Origin of the sequence: Pseudomonas sp. BN411, assembly GCF_029871235.1 — a bacterium.
In the GTDB taxonomy this organism is placed as follows: Bacteria; Pseudomonadota; Gammaproteobacteria; order Pseudomonadales; family Pseudomonadaceae; genus Metapseudomonas.
The window spans coordinates 79032-98523 of record NZ_SSOM01000029.1; the positions used below are offsets into that span (position 1 = coordinate 79032).

Annotated in this window: 16 protein-coding genes; 9 read left to right on the top strand and 7 right to left on the bottom strand. The window is 63.3% G+C overall.

Annotated elements, in window-relative coordinates:
• Positions 1 to 174 precede the first annotated feature (174 nt).
• Positions 175 to 1521 carry a nucleobase:cation symporter-2 family protein gene (locus E8F06_RS03230; protein WP_280364128.1) on the top strand — a complete coding sequence of 449 codons (1347 nt, stop codon included), beginning with the start codon at positions 175 to 177 and terminating at the stop codon, positions 1519 to 1521.
• A 169-nt stretch (positions 1522 to 1690) separates the two neighbouring features.
• The gene (locus E8F06_RS03235; protein ID WP_280364130.1) at positions 1691 to 2542 is read left to right on the top strand and encodes a nucleoside-binding protein; all 852 of its coding nucleotides are present in this window, start codon (positions 1691 to 1693) and stop codon (positions 2540 to 2542) included.
• Positions 2543 to 2794: 252 nt separating this feature from the next.
• On the opposite strand, the gene E8F06_RS03240 is transcribed toward E8F06_RS03235, so the two are convergent.
• From E8F06_RS03240 to moaA, 5 genes are all read right to left on the bottom strand, one after another.
• A complete protein-coding gene (locus E8F06_RS03240) occupies positions 2795 to 3604 on the bottom strand; it encodes an outer membrane protein OmpK (protein ID WP_190828755.1) in 810 nt (269 codons plus the stop codon).
• 125 nt (positions 3605 to 3729) lie between these two features.
• A complete protein-coding gene (locus tag E8F06_RS03245) occupies positions 3730 to 3915 on the bottom strand; it encodes a hypothetical protein (RefSeq protein ID WP_280364132.1) in 186 nt (61 codons plus the stop codon).
• A 368-nt stretch (positions 3916 to 4283) separates the two neighbouring features.
• Positions 4284 to 5102 carry a transporter substrate-binding domain-containing protein gene (locus tag E8F06_RS03250; RefSeq protein WP_280364134.1) on the bottom strand — a complete coding sequence of 273 codons (819 nt, stop codon included), beginning with the start codon at positions 5100 to 5102 and terminating at the stop codon, positions 4284 to 4286.
• Positions 5103 to 5168: 66 nt separating this feature from the next.
• The gene (locus E8F06_RS03255; protein ID WP_280364135.1) at positions 5169 to 6527 is read right to left on the bottom strand and encodes an 8-oxoguanine deaminase; all 1359 of its coding nucleotides are present in this window, start codon (positions 6525 to 6527) and stop codon (positions 5169 to 5171) included.
• A 154-nt stretch (positions 6528 to 6681) separates the two neighbouring features.
• Positions 6682 to 7677, bottom strand: coding sequence for a GTP 3',8-cyclase MoaA (moaA, locus tag E8F06_RS03260; RefSeq protein ID WP_280364137.1), 996 nt, complete (start codon positions 7675 to 7677; stop codon positions 6682 to 6684).
• 201 nt (positions 7678 to 7878) lie between these two features.
• On the opposite strand from moaA, the gene E8F06_RS03265 reads away from it, so the two are divergent.
• A complete protein-coding gene (locus tag E8F06_RS03265) occupies positions 7879 to 8508 on the top strand; it encodes a TetR/AcrR family transcriptional regulator (RefSeq protein ID WP_280364139.1) in 630 nt (209 codons plus the stop codon).
• A 120-nt stretch (positions 8509 to 8628) separates the two neighbouring features.
• Here the strand turns inward: E8F06_RS03265 and E8F06_RS03270 are convergent, their stop codons facing one another.
• A complete protein-coding gene (locus E8F06_RS03270) occupies positions 8629 to 9066 on the bottom strand; it encodes a heme-binding protein (RefSeq protein WP_179057785.1) in 438 nt (145 codons plus the stop codon).
• 361 nt (positions 9067 to 9427) lie between these two features.
• On the opposite strand from E8F06_RS03270, the gene gcl reads away from it, so the two are divergent.
• The 6 genes from gcl (at position 9428) to E8F06_RS03300 (ending at position 16988) form a co-directional block, all read left to right on the top strand.
• Positions 9428 to 11203: a glyoxylate carboligase gene (gcl, locus tag E8F06_RS03275; RefSeq protein ID WP_280364141.1), complete on the top strand. Its 1776-nt coding sequence runs from the start codon at positions 9428 to 9430 to the stop codon at positions 11201 to 11203.
• Between the two features lie 92 nt (positions 11204 to 11295).
• Complete coding sequence (hyi, locus tag E8F06_RS03280; protein WP_179057783.1) at positions 11296 to 12078, top strand: hydroxypyruvate isomerase; 783 nt, start codon at positions 11296 to 11298, stop codon at positions 12076 to 12078.
• 16 nt (positions 12079 to 12094) lie between these two features.
• A complete protein-coding gene (locus tag E8F06_RS03285) occupies positions 12095 to 12985 on the top strand; it encodes a 2-hydroxy-3-oxopropionate reductase (RefSeq protein WP_280364143.1) in 891 nt (296 codons plus the stop codon).
• A 260-nt stretch (positions 12986 to 13245) separates the two neighbouring features.
• Positions 13246 to 14520, top strand: a complete 1275-nt coding sequence (locus E8F06_RS03290) for a glycerate kinase (RefSeq protein ID WP_280364145.1) — start codon at positions 13246 to 13248, stop codon at positions 14518 to 14520.
• Positions 14517 to 15932, top strand: coding sequence for a pyruvate kinase (gene pyk, locus E8F06_RS03295; protein WP_280364147.1), 1416 nt, complete (start codon positions 14517 to 14519; stop codon positions 15930 to 15932). Before E8F06_RS03290 ends, pyk begins: the two co-directional genes overlap by 4 nt.
• A 147-nt stretch (positions 15933 to 16079) precedes the next feature.
• Positions 16080 to 16988: an urea transporter gene (locus tag E8F06_RS03300; RefSeq protein WP_280364149.1), complete on the top strand. Its 909-nt coding sequence runs from the start codon at positions 16080 to 16082 to the stop codon at positions 16986 to 16988.
• Between the two features lie 140 nt (positions 16989 to 17128).
• On the opposite strand, the gene E8F06_RS03305 is transcribed toward E8F06_RS03300, so the two are convergent.
• Entirely contained in the window at positions 17129 to 19168 is a 2040-nt protein-coding gene (locus tag E8F06_RS03305) for a FimV/HubP family polar landmark protein (protein WP_348532247.1), read from the bottom strand.
• Between the last annotated feature and the right edge of the window lie 324 nt (positions 19169 to 19492).

Sequence of the window (19492 nt, forward strand, 5' to 3'; positions counted from 1 at the left end):
CACCGCCTGCTTTAAAGCCTGCCCCCAGGCGGGCTTCTTTTTCTTCTAGTAGTACCCGCAGTCCCCCGCCGGGTGCCACCCACCCGGCCAGCAACATGAATACCCGGCAAGCCGCACCCACGAGGTGCGGCATTGCCCAGCGACTTACAAGAACAAAAGCGCCCGAGGTGTTGCATGACCACTCCGACAGAGCGAGAAATCGCCCTTTCGCCCGCTGACCAGCGCCTGCCCCTGATGCAATTGCTGCTTGTCGGTTTCCAGCATGTCCTGCTGATGTACGGTGGCGCCGTTGCCGTACCCCTGATCGTCGGCCAGGCCGCCGGTCTCTCCCGTGAAGAAATCGCCTTCCTGATCAACGCCGACCTGCTGGTCGCCGGTATCGCCACCATCATCCAGTCCATCGGCATCGGTCCGGTAGGCATCCGCATGCCGGTGATGATGGGCGCGAGCTTCGCCGCCGTAGGCAGCATGGTGGTGATGGCCGGGATGCCCGGCGTCGGTATCCAGGGGATTTTCGGCGCCACCATCGCCGCCGGTTTCTTCGGCCTGCTGCTCGCCCCCTTCATGTCGCGCATCGTGCGCTTCTTCCCGCCTCTGGTGACCGGTACCGTGATCACCTCCATCGGCCTCACCCTCTTCCCGGTTGCGGTCAACTGGGCCGGCGGCGGTAGCCAGGCCAGCCACTTCGGTGCCCTGGAATACCTGTCCATCGCCGCCCTGGTACTGGGCACCATCCTGCTGGTGAACCGCTTCCTCAAGGGTTTCTGGGTGAACGTCTCGGTACTGATCGGCATGGCCCTGGGTTACGCCCTGGCCGGCGCCTGCGGAATGGTCGACCTCAATGGACTGGACGAGACCCCCTGGTTCCAGGTGGTGGAGCCTCTTCACTTCGGCATGCCGAAGTTCGAGCTGGCCTCGGTGCTGTCGATGTGTCTGGTGGTGGTAATCATCTTCGTCGAGTCCACCGGCATGTTCCTTGCCCTGGGCAAGATCACCGGTCGCGAGGTCTGTCCCAACGCACTGCGCCGCGGCTTGATGTGCGACGCGGGCGCCTCCTTCCTGGCGGGTTTCTTCAACACCTTCACCCATTCGTCCTTCGCCCAGAACATCGGGCTGGTACAGATGACTGGTGTCCGTAGCCGCTATGTGACGGTCGCCGCAGGTGGCTTCCTGATCGGCCTGAGCCTGCTGCCCAAAGCCGCCTTCCTGGTCGCTTCGATTCCGCCGGCAGTGCTCGGTGGCGCGGGTCTGGCGATGTTCGGCATGGTGGCCGCCACCGGCATCAAGATCCTCCACGAAGCGGACATCAGCGACCGTCGCAACCAGTTGCTGGTCGCCGTCAGCATGGGAATGGGCATGGCGCCGGTGGTACGCCCCGAACTCTTCGCCCAGCTCCCCCACTGGATGGAGCCCATTACCCATAGCGGCATCGCCATGGCCACCGTCAGCGCCCTCACCCTGAACCTGCTGTTCAACATCCTGGGTGAGAAGGACCGCAGCCGGCACTGCGCCGCGCACTGAATTTGCTCCCATCCGGCCGTGCCCATGAGGCGCAACCGGAACTCCATAGCCCGCCTACCCGGCGGGCTCTTTTAACCCCCGAACCCCGGTAACGGCCGCACTCGCGTGCTGCCGTTCAGGGCAGGTCTTTGCCGCTTTCAGCTCAACAACAAAAAAAAGGAGTACCCGAATGCGTCGTTACACCAGTCTGGCGCTTGGCGCCGCTTTGATTGCCACCACCCCGACCAGCTTTGCCGCTGAAAACGGCAAGTTCTTCGAGTGGACGAGCAACAGCGTCGGCTTCCGTTACGGCCAGCAGTTCACCAACCCGAACAATCCGGACAAGTTTGCCAAGCGGATCTACAGCTTCACCCACGCCGACGGCTACCGGTACGGCAGCAACTTCTTCAACCTGGATGTGTTCCTCTCCGACAGCCGCGACCCGCGCAAGGGTACTGACCATGGCGGTAGCGAGGTCTACGCGGTCTACCGGCACCAGCTGTTCGCCTCACGGGTATTCGACCAGCCGCTGGGCACAGGCCTGATCAAGGACTACGCCTTTACCCTCGGCTTCGATGCCAACCGCAACAACAACCTGGCCTCGGCCAAGAAGCGCGCCGTGGTTTTCGGCCCGACCCTCAAGTTCAACGGTGCCGCCGTGCTCGACCTGAGCCTGATGTACTACCGCGAGAAGAACCACTCGGGTATCCCGAGCGCCAAGCACCCGGACCACACGTTCGATGCGACCTACATGGTCAACCTGACCTGGCTGAAGCCCTTCCAGCTGGGCGATCGCGACGCCAAGTTCCAGGGCTTCGTCAACTACGTGGGGGAAAAGGGCGAGGACTACTTCGACAAGGACACCGCGCCGGAAACCCTGATGCGAACTTCCTTGATGGTCGCCGCAATGCCCGGCGCCAAGCGCAAGCCGAACCTGTGGCTGGGTGTCGGCTACGAGTACTGGCACAACAAGTTCGGCGTCGACGGCGGCCGTGGCAGCCGCACCTCGACACCGACGGTGAACCTGGAATTCACCTTCTGAACCGAGTCCCGCCGAAAGGCGTTCAATCCCCTTTGCGACCCGGAGGGAGGCCAGTCGCCGTGAGGGCGAATTGATTCGCGAGTGGCCGTGCAGCGGCGCCCGGTCTGGTACACCGGGAAATCCGCAAGCCCGCATCAAGAATGAATTCGCTCCCAAACCGCAGCGACCAGCTGGTGCCATGGATGGCTCTCCTCCCCTTTTAACCGAGGGGAAGGCGTGGTGCGCCTTCCCCCGGTCTTTTTTCCCGATGGATCAGAAGTGCACCTTGACCAGCAGGCTGGCGGTGTTCTGGTCGGTACCATCGAGGATCTCGTCACCCAGGAAGCTCTCGCTGTCGATACCGTACTTGTCCTTCCAGTAGTCGTACTCGAAACCAACATAGAGCTGCTTCTCGCCCCAACCCATGGCCTTGCCCAGGTCGTACTTCACCTGCGGGTTGAAGTGCAGGTTGGCGTGGTAGGTGCCGCGATCGTTTTCGTCGTTGTCCACCACCCAGTCCATGAAACCATCGATCAGGATGTCGGAGTTGCCCACCGGAATGGTGTAGCTCCACACCGGAGTGATCTGCCACACGTCGTCGCCCGGACGGCTGCCGTCGGTCTGGCGGTTGTAGAAGTTGACCTGGAAGTAGTCGAAGCCGGGAACGGCCAGGTCGAAGCCCGGGCCAATCAGGTAGGACTCGACGTCGCCTTCACCGAACTCGTAGGTCATGGCCAGCAGCACGTCGGTCACCGGACCGAACTGGATCTTCTGGTCGAAGATCTTGCCGAGGGACAGGCGCGGCTGGAATTCGCCGTAGTAGGTGTTGTCACCGACCTGCGCGTCCTTGTCACCGTTGTAGAAGATCTTGTCCAGGAAGAAGAAGTTATCGCCGTACTTCCAGCCATCCGCGTGCTCGAAGGTCACGGTTTGCTGGATCTCCGGATTGACCTTGAAGTTCTGGCCGTAGAGATAGGTCAGGCTGTTGTTCTGCCAGAACAGCAGGTCACCGGCGATGGCCTGGCCGCCTCCGAGCAATCCGGTCGTGAGGGCGAGGCAGTGCGGCAGATACTTGGCATTCATGGTTTTTCCCTTGTTGTAGTGGTAGTGGGCTTCAGTTTTTCCACCCCGCACCCGCCCGAGACCCGCCCTTGATCAGGGCAGGCTGCAGGCGGGTTCGGGATTGGAGGGAGTTACGCGCGCCAGCGTCAGCCGGTGAGGCCGAGGCTGCAGTGGCGGGCGATACCGGACGGGCTGTCTTCAGCGTTGCGCTGTTCGGCTGCATCCAGGGGGTTCTGCTGAACCTCGTTCACCGAGGCCAGGAAGACGAATTGTTCTGCACATGCATCGTTCAGCGGTTGGCCGGAACGTCCGGGCAGACCTGCTGCAGGCATCGTCACAGTGGCGGTACCGGACGTGCACATGGATAGGAACGAGTGAAAGGCGATGAGGCAGTGCCTCGGCCGTCGACGGCCTTGCCGGCCGTGGCGGAGTTCGGAGCGAGCCCCGAAGGTGTCGGATGAACTCATGGGTAAAGCCTGCCTATTGTTTTTGTCGGTCGTGGGCTTACAGGGTGGCGATGAACACCCCATGTAGTTACTCATCAGAAAAAGCTGATCTGGCGGTCAGGTTTTTCCGAATTATATACACGCTGTGAACATCACAAACAACACTTTCTTTCAGAATTGTGTACAAAAATCAGATTTGATCTTCGCCAGATTCCGGTCGAACGGCTCTGGCACGGACTCGTAGACGATGCAGGTCAGGGCTTTGACTTCTCCTTCTGACGCTTGAGGAAGTCGACCTTCCACTGCTCCATCCCGAGGTATTCGGAGTCCAGGTTGGCCTCGACCTGGTAGCGCGCCTTGAGTGCTTCCACCTCCTGGCGATGCTCGGCGAGGAAACGGTCGAAGCGTGCGATCAGCTCGGGGTGTTTGAGGCTGGAGAGATTGAATGTGCCGCGGGTATGCGGGAGCTTCGGATCGAACACCAGCGCACCGGGGCGGGCACGGATGTTGTCGAGGTAGTAGGTAGCGACCACCACGTTGTAGTAGGCGCCGTCGGCCTGCTGCTTCATCGCCTGCTTGATCATCTGGCCGAGGTCGGCACTGTGTACCACCTCGGTCTGGCCGGCATCGATGCGCTCCTGGTAGCTCCAGGGCGTCCAGCCGTCCACCACCGCCAGCCTGGCCAGGCCGTCAACGCCCTGCCCCTGGCGCTTGGGCGCTACCAGCACCCCGTCTACGTAATCCACTACCGGCAGGCTATAGGTGATGTCCTTGCCGCCCTTCAGGTCGCCCGCCCAGTTGGGATTGTCCGGGTACTTGAAGTCGATGCTGCCGTTGAGCAAATGCTGCGTGAGCTGATTGACCGGCAACGTCTGGTACTGGATATCCAGACCGGCGTCACGGGCGAACAGGTCCAGCAGATCGCGGGCGAAGCCCTGGTATTCCCCCTGGTCGCTTACCCAGTAATGAGGCTGGAATGCCTGCTTCTCCACACCGATCACATAGGTCTGCGCCAGGGCACCATTGGCGGACAGAAGGCCGGCAGCCAGCCAGCCGAAAACCCGAGGTTTCATGACCTCCTCCTTGTTCTTCTTGGGCGGGATAGACAGGAGCGGGATCACCCCGCTCCCGGTGGCGAGTTACTCGCCGGACACCAGTTGGCGCGCCAGTTGGTTGTGGCGCTCCAACACGCGCGGCAGATCCACGGTGACCAGATGGCCATCGCGCACCACTACCTTGCCGTTGATCACGCTGGTGGAAACGTGGGTCGGGGTGCAGAACACCAGCGCTGCCAGCGGGTCATGCAGGGCGCCGGCATAGGCGACGTGATTGAGTTCGAAGGCCACGAAGTCCGCAGCCATGCCCGGCGCCAGGGCTCCGATGTCGTCGCGGTTGAGTACCTTGGCTCCGCCCAGGGTGGCGATTTCCAGGGCCTCGCGAGCCGTCATGGCATCCGGACCGAAGCCGACCCGCTGCAGCAGCAGCGCCTGGCGTACTTCACCGATCATGCTCGCGCCGTCGTTGGAGGCCGAACCGTCCACACCCAGGCCTACCGGCACGCCGGCGTCGCGCATGCGGCGTACCGGGGCGATGCCGGAAGCCAGGCGCATGTTCGAGCAGGGGCAATGGGCAACGCCGGTGCCGGTACGGGCGAACAGCTCTATGCCGTGTTCGTCCAGCTGCACGCAGTGGGCGTGCCAGACGTCGTGACCAACCCAGCCCAGGTCTTCGGCATATTCGGCCGGCGTCATGCCGAATTTCTCGCGGCTGTAGGCGATGTCGTTGACGTTCTCGGCCAGGTGCGTGTGCAGGGAAACCCCGTATTGACGGGCCAGTACCGCAGCTTCGCGCATCAGGTCGCGGCTCACCGAGAACGGCGAGCACGGTGCTACCACCACCCGCAACATCGAGCCGTGGGAGGCGTCGTGGTAATCCTCGATCAGGCGCTGGGATTCCTTGAGGATGTCCGCTTCCTTCTCCACCACGGAATCCGGCGGCAGGCCGCCCTGACTGCGGCCGACGCTCATGCTGCCGCGAGCGGCATGGAAGCGCATGCCGATTTCGCCTGCGGCGTGGATGCTGTCATCCAGCTTGCAGCCGTTGGGGTAGATGTAGAGGTGGTCGCTGGAGGTGGTGCAGCCGGAAAGGATCAACTCGGCCATCGCGGTCTGGGTGGAAACGCCGATCATCTCCGGAGTCAGGCGCGCCCAGATCGGGTACAGGTTGGTGAGCCAGTTGAACAGCTCGCCATCCTGGGCCGCAGGCACCACGCGGGTCAGGCTCTGGTACATGTGGTGGTGGGTGTTGACCAGGCCGGGAATGACGATCTTGCCCTTCATATCCAGCACTTCGTCGGCACTCTGCGGCAGCTCGCTGGTCGGTCCGACCTGCACGATGCGGTTGTCCTCGATGAACATCCCGCCCTGCCGGATCTCCCGGCGCTGGCCATCCATGGTCACCAGCAGGTCGGCGTTCTTCACCAATAGCGTCTTGGCCACGTGTCTTCTCCTTCGCCTCGAGGGCGCTCTTGTTTTGAGTATCTAAATGGCGTCGGGGTCCTTGGGGACGCCATGGCAAGGCGCGTCATCGAAGACAGTAGGTCTCCTACGGCGAGATGACGTAACGCGGCCAGGGCTAACCCAAGGAGCTCGATCAGCCGCCGGTCATGCTCATGAAACGGACCACCTGCACCTGCTGGTCCGATTCGAAGAAATGCCGCTCGGGCTTCAGCCTGAGGGCATCGATCAACGCCGTGCGCAGCCGCTCGCCATCGCCGGGGTGACGACGGATCAGCGCCTTGAGGTCCAGCGCGCCTTCATGGCCGAGGCAGAGCACCAGCTTGCCTTCGGCGGTGACGCGCACACGGTTGCAGTCGCCGCAGAAGTTGCGGCTATGGGGCGAGATGAAGCCGACCTGGCTTTCACTGCCAACCACCTGGTAATAGCGCGACGGCCCGCCAGTGCGGTAGCTGCTGGGCAATAGCTGGAAGCGCTGTTCCACTCGCTCGCGCACTTCTTCCGAGGTGCAGAGGGTGGCCTTGCGCTCGTGGCTGGAGACGCTGCCGAGGGGCATTTCCTCGATGAAGCTGATATCCAGCCCGCGGTCCACCGCGAAGGCGACGAGGTCCTGAACTTCGTCATCGTTGCGGCCTTTCTGTACCACGGTGTTCAGCTTGATCCGACGAAATCCGGCAGCACGCGCGGCGTCGATGCCGGCCAGCACTTGGTCGAGACGATCACGACGGGTGAATGCGGCGAAACGCTCGCGTTGCAGGGAGTCGAGACTGATGTTCAGACGGGTGACCCCGGCCTTGCGCAGGTCGGCGGCCATGTGGCCAAGCTGGGAGCCGTTGCTGGTGATGGCCAGGTCTTCCAACTCCTGGCGGGCGCCCAGGCGCGTCAGCAGCGAGTTCAGCCCCTTGCGTACCAACGGCTCACCGCCAGTGATGCGGATGCGCTTCACGCCGAGGCCGATGAAGGCATCAGCGACTGCGTAGAGTTCTTCAAGACTGAGGATCTGCGCCCGGGGTGCGAAGACCATGTCTTCGCTCATGCAGTAGGTGCAACGGAAGTCGCAGCGGTCAGTGACCGAGAGGCGCAGGTAGGAAATTCGACGCCCGAAGGGATCGAGCAAGTGGTTGTCTTGCATGGGTGACGTCTGCCGCAACACGCACCGGACAGGACTCCGATGACATGGACGGATGCCGAATGGAAACAGAATCAAAACTTTTTGTATACAGGAAATTCATCCAGTGGCTCGCTTGAGAGCCCTGCAAAGCGGGTGATAACATGCCCGACCTCTCGCCGGCCGGCCTTCCTGGCGCCCGGGCGAGTCAGACAAGGAGCCGATGTGAGTAGCATTCGCGAGCGCAACAGAGACCTCATCCTGCGCGCGGCCAGCGAGGAATTCGCCGAAAAAGGGTTCGCCGCCACCAAGACGAGCGACATCGCGGCCAAGGCCGGCCTGCCCAAGCCCAACGTCTACTACTACTTCAAGTCGAAAGAGAACCTCTACCGCGAGGTCCTCGAGAGCATCGTCGAGCCCCTGCTGCAGGCGTCCGCGCCCTTCAATCAGGCCGGCCACCCCCACGAAGTGCTCACTGCCTATATCCGCTCGAAGATCCGCATCTCCCGTGACCTGCCCTACGCCTCCAAGGTGTTCGCCAGCGAGATCATGCACGGTGCCCCACACCTCTCGCAGGAACAGACCGAGCACCTCAACCTGCAAGCCAAGCACAACATCGAGTGCATTCAGGGCTGGATTGATCAGGGCCTGATGGCCAAGGTCGACCCCCATCACCTGCTGTTCAGCATCTGGGCGGCAACCCAGACCTACGCCGACTTCGATTGGCAGATCTCCACCGTCACCGGCAAGCCCAGCCTCAGCGAGGCCGACTACGACGCCGCCGCGGAAACCATCATCCGCCTGGTGATCAAGGGCTGCGAAGTGGAAGAAAAGGTTTCGGCGAAGAGCGCCTGATACCGGCTACACCGGCCCCTACAAAAAGTATTTCGCCCCCACAGGGCCAGTGCCGGCTGGCACAAACCCTGTGGGGGCGAATTCATTCGCTAAGGGCTGCGCAGCAGCCCCTATCAGGCGTCAGGCCGCGCCAGCGTCCGCCTTCAGGCCGGCCGCCTCTACTGCGCTGACTGCGCACTGCTCATCGATATCGGACGTATCGCCGCTGATACCAATGGCGCCGATCACGACTCCCTCACCATCACGGATCAGAACACCGCCCGGTGCCGGCACCAGATTGCCGTCGGCCAGGTTGTTCACCGCACCGATGAAGGCCGGACGCTGCTGCGCGTCGGCAGCGATCAGGCGCGACCCCTTGCCCAGGGCCACTGCGCCCCACGCCTTGCCGATGGCGATTTGCGGTCGAAGCATGCTGGCGCCGTCCTGGCGCTGCAGGGTGATCAGGTGGCCGCCGGCATCCAGCACGGCGATGGTCAGCGGTGCCGTGCGCAGCTCGCGACCAACGGTCAGGGCATGGTTGGAAATGCTCACAGCGGTTTCCAGGGTCAGGGTGGTCATTTTCAAGCGTTCCTCGTGAGTGGTTGAACCTTGTGCGGCGTCGTCTGGGCCAGGGCTGGCGCATTCCTGAATCCACGCGGGCGTTTTCCAGCCCGTCCTGCGACGCATCCGAAAGCTGTAGCTCACTATCCCACCGAACACAAAAAAATCAACATATAGATACAATCACATTATTTTTTGTATACAGTATTTCCGTCAGCGTTCTGACTATCGCTGGAGAGCCCCGTGAAACAGGCGTTTTAAAAGAGTCGACACCCTGCGACCTTTAGCCTCACAAATGGCCTTGACCCTTCAGTCAGACGATGAATAGAATCCAGCCACGTAGCTTGTATACAATTTTCACAAGAAAGAGGCACAAAACATGGCCAAAATGAGAGCAATCGAGGCTGCCGTCCTGGTGATGCGTCGCGAAGGCATCGACACCGCGTTCGGCATCCCCGGCGCCGCCATCAACCCGCTGTACGCGGCCCTGAACAAGATCGGCGGCATTGACCATGTACTGGCCCGTCACGTCGAAGGCGCCTCGCACATGGCTGAGGGTTACACCCGCACCAACGCCGGCAACATCGGCGTCTGCATCGGCACCTCCGGTCCCGCCGGCACCGACATGGTCACCGGTCTGTACTCGGCTTCCGCCGACTCCATCCCGATCCTCTGCATCACCGGTCAGGCTCCGCGTGCACGTCTGCACAAGGAAGACTTCCAGGCCGTCGACATCACCAGCATCGTCAAGCCGGTCACCAAGTGGGCCACTACCGTTCTGGAGCCGGGCCAGGTGCCCTACGCCTTCCAGAAGGCCTTCTATGAAATGCGCAGCGGCCGTCCGGGCCCCGTTCTGATCGACCTGCCGTTCGACGTGCAGATGGCCGAGATCGAATTCGACATCGACGCCTACCAGCCGCTGCAGGTAGTGAAGCCGTCCGCCAGCCGCATCCAGGCCGAGAAGGCCCTGGCCATGCTGAACGACGCCGAGCGTCCGCTGCTGGTCGCCGGTGGCGGCATCATCAACGCCGATGCCTCGGACAAGCTGGTGGAGTTCGCTGAGCTGACTGGCGTCCCGGTCATCCCGACCCTGATGGGTTGGGGCACCATCCCCGATGACCACCCGCTGATGGCTGGCATGTGCGGTCTGCAGACCTCGCACCGCTACGGCAACGCCACCGTGCTGGAGTCCGACCTGGTATTCGGTATCGGCAACCGCTGGGCCAACCGCCACACCGGTTCCGTTGACGTCTACACCCAGGGCCGCCGCTTCATCCACGTGGACATCGAACCCACCCAGATCGGCCGCGTATTCACCCCGGACCTGGGCATCGTTTCCGACGCAGGTTCCGCGCTGGACGCGTTCCTGGAAGTCGCCCGCGAATGGAAAGCCGCAGGCAAGCTGAAAGACCGCAGCGCCTGGGTCGAATCCTGCCGCGAGCGCAAGCGCACCATGCAGCGCAAGACTCACTTCGACAACGTGCCGGTCAAGCCGCAGCGCGTATACGAAGAGATGAACGAGTTCTTCGGCAAGGACACCTGCTACGTCAGCACCATCGGTCTGTCGCAGATCGCGGGCGCGCAGTTCCTGCACGTCTACAAGCCGCGCCACTGGATCAACTGTGGCCAGGCGGGCCCGCTGGGCTGGACCGTTCCGGCAGCGCTCGGCGTGGTCAAGGCCGACCCGACCCGTCCGGTCGTTGCACTGTCCGGCGACTATGACTTCCAGTTCATGATCGAAGAGCTGGCCGTGGGCGCGCAGTTCAACCTGCCCTACATCCACGTACTGGTGAACAACTCCTACCTGGGTCTGATCCGTCAGGCGCAACGCGGCTTCGAAATCGACTACTGCGTGCAGCTGTCCTTCGAGAACGTCAACGCACCGGAACTCAACGGCTACGGCGTGGACCACGTCGCAGTGGTCGAGGGCCTGGGCTGCAAGGCGATCCGCGTGCATGACGCCAACGACCTGCAAGCCGCCTTCGCCAAGGCCAAGCAGCTGATGGAAGAGTTCCGCGTACCGGTTGTGGTCGAGGTCATCCTGGAGCGTGTCACCAACATCTCCATGGGTACCGAGATCAACGCCATCAACGAGTTCGAGGAACTGGCCCAGTCTGGCGCCGACGCTCCGACCGCCATCTCGCTGCTGGATTGATTGCCGTCTTCCCCTCTCCTATTCGTGGTGGGAGAGGGGCTTTCACCTCCCTTCTCTCGCTCGCGAGAGAAGGGAATCAGAAGGAGACATTCATGCCCCGTTTTGCCGCCAACCTGTCCATGCTGTTCACCGAAGTGGACTTTCTGGATCGTTTTGCCGCTGCCGCCGAAGCCGGCTTCAGCGGAGTCGAATACCTCTTCCCCTACGACTTCCCGGTAGAGGAAATCCGCGCACGCCTGGACGCCAACAAACTGGAACAGGTGCTGTTCAACCTGCCGGCCGGTGATTGGGGCAAGGGCGAGCGTGGCATCGCCTGCCACCCGGACCGCGTGGAAGAGTTCCGTGCCGGCGTGGACAAGGCCATCGCCTACGCCAAGGTACTGGGCAATACCCAGATCAACTGCCTGGCTGGCATCCGCCCGCAAGGCTACGACTGCGCGACCATCGAGAGCACCTTCGTCGAGAACCTCAAGTTCGCCGCCGAGAAGCTCCAGGCCGCCGGTATCAAGCTGGTGATGGAAGCCATCAACACCCGCGACATCCCCGGCTTCTACCTGAACAACACCAAGCAGGCCCTGGCCATCCGCGAAAAAGTGGGCAGCGCCAACCTGTTCCTGCAGTACGACATCTACCACATGCAAATCATGGAAGGAGACCTGGCGCGCACCGTCGAGTCCAACCTCGCCGCGATCAACCATGTGCAGCTTGCCGACAACCCGGGCCGCAACGAGCCGGGCACTGGCGAGATCAACTACCGCTTCCTCTTCGCGCACCTGGACCGTATCGGCTACCAGGGCTGGATCGGCTGTGAATACAAGCCGGCAACCACCACCGCTGCCGGCCTGGGCTGGCTGAAAACCCATAACGCCATCTAAGAACGAGGTATTCAACATGGCCAAGATCGGATTTATCGGCACCGGCATCATGGGCAAGCCCATGGCTCAGAACCTGCAGAAAGCCGGCCACACCCTGTTCTTCTCCGAACACTTCGACAAGGCTCCGGCCGACCTGCTGGGCGAGAACGGCGTCGCCCTCGCCAACCCGAAAGAGGTTGCCCAGGAAGCCGAGTTCATCATCGTCATGGTCCCGGACACCCCCCAGGTCGACGACGTCCTGTTCCGCAAGGACGGCATTGCCGAAGGCGTTGGTGCCGGCAAAGTCGTGATCGACATGAGCTCCATCTCCCCCACCGCCACCAAGGTCTTCGCCGAGAAGATCAAGGCGACCGGCGCTGCCTACCTGGACGCCCCGGTATCCGGTGGTGAAGTCGGCGCCAAGGCCGCGACCCTGAGCATCATGGTCGGTGGCTGCCCGAACGCCTTCGAACGCGCGCTGCCGCTGTTCCAGGCCATGGGCAAGAACATCACCCGCGTCGGTGCCAACGGTGACGGCCAGACCGCCAAGGTGGCCAACCAGATCATCGTTGCCCTGAACATCCAGGCCGTCGCCGAAGCGCTGCTGTTCGCCGCCAAGAACGGCGCCGATCCGGCCAAGGTACGTGAGGCCCTGATGGGTGGCTTCGCCGGCTCCAAGATCCTTGAAGTTCACGGCGAGCGTATGATCAAGGGCACCTTCGACCCGGGCTTCCGCATCAGCCTGCACCAGAAGGACCTGAACCTGGCACTGTCCGGCGCCCGCGAACTGGGCCTGAACCTGCCGAACACCGCCAATGCCCAGCAAGTGTTCAGCACCTGCGCGGCGCTCGGCGGCAGCAACTGGGACCACTCCGGCCTGATCAAGGGCCTGGAGCACATGGCCAACTTCTCGATTCGCGAGGAGTAATGTTTCGTAGGACGGGTTGAGCGAGTCGCTGCCCATCGAGCCGGCAGCTCCCGCGATGGCCAGCGCCCGCTCCCCCCGTCCTACGATCCCTTTCGACCCTCCTGGTCCGAGGTGACACGGCGCCAACGACCAGGAAGGTCGATTCCAGTCCCGAGCCGCTGCGTGCGGCGGTTCGGGACTGAAATCGGCCTTGAACGCCCGGCGATTCCACTCGCCGGCATGCCGCCCCACAAGAAGCATTCGGCCACCTGGAGCCTGCCATGTCCCTCGATCCCAAAGCCTTCCTGCGCGACCTATTCGCCACCGCCATCGCCGCAGCCCACCCACGCCAGGTACTGGCCGACCACCTGCCGGCCGACCGCTCCGGCCGCGTCATCGTCATCGGCGCCGGCAAGGCTGCCGCCGCCATGGCTGAAGTGATCGAACGCGAATGGCAGGGTGAGATATCCGGCCTGGTGGTGACCCGCTACGACCACGGCGCCGACTGCAAGAAGATCGAAGTGGTCGAGGCCGCACACCCCGTGCCCGACGCCGCCGGCCTGGAAACCGCCGAGCGCGTGCTCAAGCTGGTGAGCGGCCTCCAGGAATCCGACCGGGTGATCTTCCTGCTCTCCGGCGGCGGCTCTTCCCTGCTCGCCCTGCCCGCCGAAGGCCTGACCCTCAAGGACAAGCAGGCGATCAACAAGGCACTGCTGAAATCCGGCGCCTCCATCTCCGAGATGAACTGCGTGCGCAAGCACCTCTCGGCGATCAAGGGCGGCCGCCTGGCCAAGGCCTGCTGGCCCGCCACCGTCTACACCTACGCGATCTCCGACGTGCCCGGCGACGAGGCCACCGTGATCGCCTCCGGCCCGACCGTAGCCGACCCGACCACCTCCGCCGAAGCGCTGGCCATCCTCGCCCGCTACGAGATCGAAGTGCCCGCACATGTGCGTGCCTGGCTGCAGGACCCGCGCTCGGAAACCGTCAAACCGGGTGATCCCTGCCTTTCGCGCAGCCATTTCCAGCTCATTGCCACTCCGCAGCAGTCCCTCGATGCCGCCGCCGAGAAAGTCCGCGCCGCCGGCCTGACCCCGCTGATCCTCGGCGACCTCGAAGGCGAATCCCGCGAGGTGGCCAAGGTCCACGCCGGCATCGCCCGCCAGGTGATCCTGCATGGCCAGCCGATCACGCCGCCGTGCGTGATCCTCTCCGGCGGCGAAACCACCGTGACCGTGCGCGGCGAAGGCCGTGGCGGGCGTAACGCAGAGTTCCTGCTGAGCCTGACCAACACCCTGAAGGGCCTGCCGGGCGTTTACGCACTGGCCGGCGACACCGACGGCATCGACGGTTCGGAAGACAACGCCGGCGCCATCATGACCCCCTGCAGCTACAGCCGTGCGATCAAGCAGGGGCTTTCTTCCAGCGATGAGCTGGACAACAACAACGGATACGGGTATTTCGCCGCCCTCGGCGACCTCGTCGTCACCGAACCGACCCGTACCAACGTGAACGACTTCCGCGCCATCCTGATCCTCGAGAGCCCTGAAAAATGACGCCTGACAAGAAAGTAAAAATCCTCGCCACCCTCGGTCCGGCGATCAAAGGCATCGACGACATCCGCCAACTGGTGGAAGCCGGCGTCAACCTGTTCCGCCTGAACTTCAGCCATGGCGAGCACGCCGATCACGCCCAGCGCTACCAGTGGGTGCGCGAAGTGGAGCGCCAGCTCAACTACCCCATCGGCATCCTCATGGACCTGCAGGGACCGAAGCTGCGCGTGGGCCGCTTTGCCGATGGCAAGGTGAACCTGGAGCGAGGCCAGGCCTTCCGCCTGGACCTGGACAACACCCCTGGCGATGCGCGCCGGGTCAACCTGCCGCACCCGGAAATCATCGAGGCCCTGGAACCCGGCATGAACCTGCTGCTGGACGACGGTCGTCTGCGCCTGCAGGTAACCGCGAGCCACGCCGATGCAGTGGAAACCACCGTAATTGCCGGCGGCGAACTGTCCGACCGCAAGGGCGTCAACGTGCCGGAAGCGGTGCTGCAACTCTCGCCGCTGACCGCCAAGGACCGCCGTGACCTGGACTTCGGCCTGGACCTGGGCGTGGACTGGGTCGCCCTGTCGTTCGTGCAGCGCCCTGAAGATATCGTCGAAGCTCGCGAGCTGATCAAGGGCCGCGCCTTCCTCATGGCCAAGATCGAGAAGCCCTCGGCCGTGGTGCACCTGGAAGAAATCGCCCGTCTCTGCGACGCCATCATGGTTGCCCGTGGCGACCTGGGCGTCGAAGTGCCGGCGGAGAATGTGCCGCGCATCCAGAAAGACATCATCCGCACTTGCCGCCAACTGGGCCGTCCGGTCGTGGTGGCCACGCAGATGCTGGAATCCATGCGCTTCTCCCCTGCCCCGACCCGCGCCGAGGTGACCGACGTTGCCAACGCCGTGGCCGAGGGCACCGACGCCGTGATGCTGTCCGCTGAAACCGCTTCCGGCGACTATCCGCTGGAAACCGTGCAGATGATGAGCAAGATCATTCGCCAGGTGGAAAACGGCCCGGACTTCCAGAGCCAGCTCGACGTCAGCCGTCCGCAGGCCGAGGCCACCTCGTCAGATGCCATCAGCTGCGCAATCCGCCGCATCAGCAGCATCCTGCCGGTAGCCGCACTGGTGAACTACACCGAGTCGGGCAGCTCCAGCCTGCGCGCCTCCCGCGAGCGCCCGAAGGCACCGATCCTCAGCCTGACGCCGAACCTCAACACCGCGCGTCGCCTGACTGTGGCCTGGGGTATCTATTCGGTCGTCAATGAACGCCTGCACAAGGTCGAGGAAGTCACCAGCACCGCGCTGGAGATTGCCCAGGCCCAGGGTATGGCCAAGCGTGGCGATACCGTGGTGATCACCGCCGGCGTGCCGTTCGGCCAGCCGGGTAGCACCAACAGCCTTCGGATCGAAACCCTGCATTGATGTGACACACCTGGAGCGACGGGTTCCAAAGAGAACCCGCGCTCCCCGCACCGGCCTCGATGCCGGGCGACAACAGAAATCCCATCTGGCCATTGCCAGTTATGCGGGCGCCCTCTCACCGGGGCGCCTCCTTTTTTTCAAGCTGCCATGTACCGACTGCCACTACGACCCGAAGTCCGTAGCTGGGCATCCGCCCAGTTGAACGGCTTCAGCCAGATATTCCTCCAGCGTCACCCCGGTTGCGGTGCGCTGATCCTGCTCGCCATCGCTGTGGGGGCCCCGAGCCTGCTGGGCGGCGCCCTGCTTGGCGGTGCCACCGCCTGGCTCACCGCCGTGCGCCGCCGCTACGCCCCCGAAGATATCGAAGCCGGCCTCTACGGCTACAACGGCGTCCTGCTTGGCCTGTTGCTGAGCGTCCGTTTCGAGCCTTCGCTCTACCTGGCGCTGCTGATCTTCTGCGCCGCCGGGCTTTCCAGCCTGGTGCTAAACGCCTTGCTCAAGGCCGTCCGCCAGCGCAACTGGCTGCCGGCCTACACCTCGCCCTTCGTCGGTCTCGGCTGGCTGTTGCTGGCCCTGGGCGGGCCACTGGAACTGACGCCCTCCCCCACTGCCGCCGCTACGCTGCAGCCCGGCTGGATCGACACGCCGCTTGCACTGGTGCGCGGCATTGGCCAGGTGATCTTCCTTGACCAGCCCATCGCCGGTGGCCTGGTGCTGGCCGCGCTGTTCCTGGCCGGCTGGAGGGTGGCGCTCTGGGCACTGTTGGGTTCGGCCACCGCGCTGATCCTGGCGCTGCTCCACGGCATGCCGATGCAAGCGGTGCTGGGTGGACTGTTCAGCCTCAACGGTGCGCTGATCGCCCTGGCCCTGGGCAAGGACCTGCGCCGTCCCTGGTGCGCCCTGGCAGGCATCCTCCTGGGCGTGGTCCTACAGCCCGGCTTTGCCGCCATCGGCCTGCCCGCCATGACCGCGCCGTTCATTCTTGCCTGCTGGCTGGTGCTGGCGGCCAAGCGAATGATGGGACGGTCGCAACCGGCTCCGTCGCGGACGTTGTAGGAGCGAGGTTGCTCGCGATAGCTTTGTACGGGCTCTTCGCGAGCAAGCTCGCTCCTACATATTCCGCGGTAGACGCTAAATGCGCCCCCAAAAGAAAAAGCCCGGACAAGGTCCGGGCTTTTCATTGGGCTTGAATCGCTTCAGGCAATCTTCGCCAGCAGATCGCGCGCTTCCTGCTTCTGCTCATCGTCACCGTCACTGATGACTTCGTTGAGGATGCTGCAGGCCGCCTCGATATTGCCTTGCTCGATATAGGCCAGAGCCAGGTTGAGCTTGGTGATGTTCTCTTGGCGGGCATCCAGCTTGTCCAGCTCTTCCAGGCTGACCATCGGATCCACGAACTCCGCGGTAAGCTCGTCCAGGCTCTCGGCCTGGGGCAGTTCCGGCAGGTCGCCAAACGGGCTCAGGGTGTCGGCATCCAGGGTCAGTTCGAAGACTTCCGGCAGTTCCTGCAGATTGGTGGGGAAGCCCAGGTCGTCCTCCACCGTCGGGAAGGCCTGGATCACAGCGGCCTTGCGCTTGGGCTCGGCGGTCTTGAAGGGACTGACCTGTTCCCAGTCAGCGTCCAGCGGATAGCCGTCGAAGTCGGATTGCAGAGCGTCGATGGGTTCGTTGCTCACCTCGGCCATGGCCGGGCTCGTTTCGTCCAGCACGAACACAGGCTCGCTCGGCGCTGCTGCCGAACCGATATCCGTATAGCGGGCGACGATGGCGGCAAGGCGCCCTTCGTCAGCGTGGAGTTCGCGCAGGGCGGCTTCTTCAAGGGTGAAGGCAACCGGATCACGCAGCTCACCCAGCACTTCCAGCAGACGGAAACGCAGGTCGAGGCGCTGAGGTTCCTTGTCAACGGCCGGCTGCAGCACAGCCAGGGCCTCACGCCAGCGGCCGTAGGCGATGTAGATGTTGGCGCCTTCCAGCGCATCGGACGCAATCTTGATGGAGGGAGTCGCGACGACCTTCAGCGGGACTACGGCCGCGACAGTGGCAGCGACAGGCGCCGGTTTCGGCATGACCGGGGCAGCGGGCCGTACCTCCTCGTGGCGGTGCTGCAAGGCCACCTTGGCCTTGCCAGTGGTCTGGGCTTCTTCGAGTTCCTGTTCCTGCGCATCGCGACGGGAGCGGCGCAGCAGCACCCAATCGAGCAGGAACAGCAATACCAGGCCGGAAACCATGATCGCCCACCAGAACGGGCTGATGCCGGAGTTGCCCTGCTGTACCGGAGCCGGCTGTTCGGCAGCCTGGGCGACGGGGATCACCGCAGGAACGGCGGCTACAGGCTGGGCTTGCGCTGGTTCGACAACCGGCGCAGTGGCCATCTGCTGGATCTGGTTGCGCAGCGCGGTCACTTCCTGGTCACTGCCGCTCAATTGCTGCTGCATGGCGTCCAGCTTGGTCTGGAGCTCGGCGATATGCTGCCGCAGTTCCGCGCGCTCGGCTTCACCCTGGGCGATGCTGGAATCCACCCGCTGCTGGGCCTGGGTCAGCTCATCCAGGGTCGGACCAGCTGGCGTTGCGGCAACCGGAGCCGGAGTCGGCGCTGGGTTTTGTGCGACCACAGGTGCCGCAGGAACAGTGGCCTGGACGGCGGCGTCGGGCAACAACAGGGACTGCCCAACATGGAGGCGGTTGATGTCTCCCCCCGGGAAAGCCTGGGGATTGAGAGCGTAGATACCATCCAGCATCTGCTGCTGGCTCATGCCACTCCCGGCGCTCAAGCGCTTGGCAATCAGCCAGAGGCTGTCACCTCGTACAACCTGGTAGTGATTACCCTGGGTCGCAGCCGGCGCCGGCTTGGGTTGTACCGGTGCAATGCTCGCGGTTGCGGCCGACGTCTCGTGAGCCGGGCTGACCGGCGCGGCGCTTGCGGTAAATGCCGAACCGGGTGGATCCAGCAGCAGGGTGTATTCGCGCAGCAGCTTGCCGTTGGGGCGAGCGACTTCGACGATGAAATTCAGGTAAGGCTCGCGGACCGGCTTGCTGGACGCCACGCGGATGCGGCTGCCAGAGCCACGGATCACCGGGCTGAAGCGCAGGTCGTTGAGAAAGATAAAGCGGTCGACGCCGGCACGCTCGAAATCATCAGCGGATGCCAGGCGGATCTTGATTTCGCTGTCATTGAGGTCACCGACCTCCAGCAGCTCGATCTCAGCGTCCAGCGGCTGGTTGAGGGCGGAGTGCAAGGTAATTTCGCCTAGCCCCAACGCAGGTACCAGGCCCGAGTACAGTGCAGAGCCGGACGCAAGCGTCAAAAGGAGCTTGTGAACCCTTGCCATATGTCCTCCCCGATCATCCGTAACCACGCAACTGGCTCCTGATATCCCACCCGGGCATCCTCGAAGCGACGTGAAGTACGTTGACCTCAAAACAACAATGATAGTGGGGTGGAGCTCCCTATCCATTCCACTCGAGACCTACAGCTTCGGGCTCTCCGCTCCCTCGCCCGGAATAATGGCAGCTGGCCACAAACCTGGGCTGTAGCTTACTCCACTATAGGAAAGATTTCG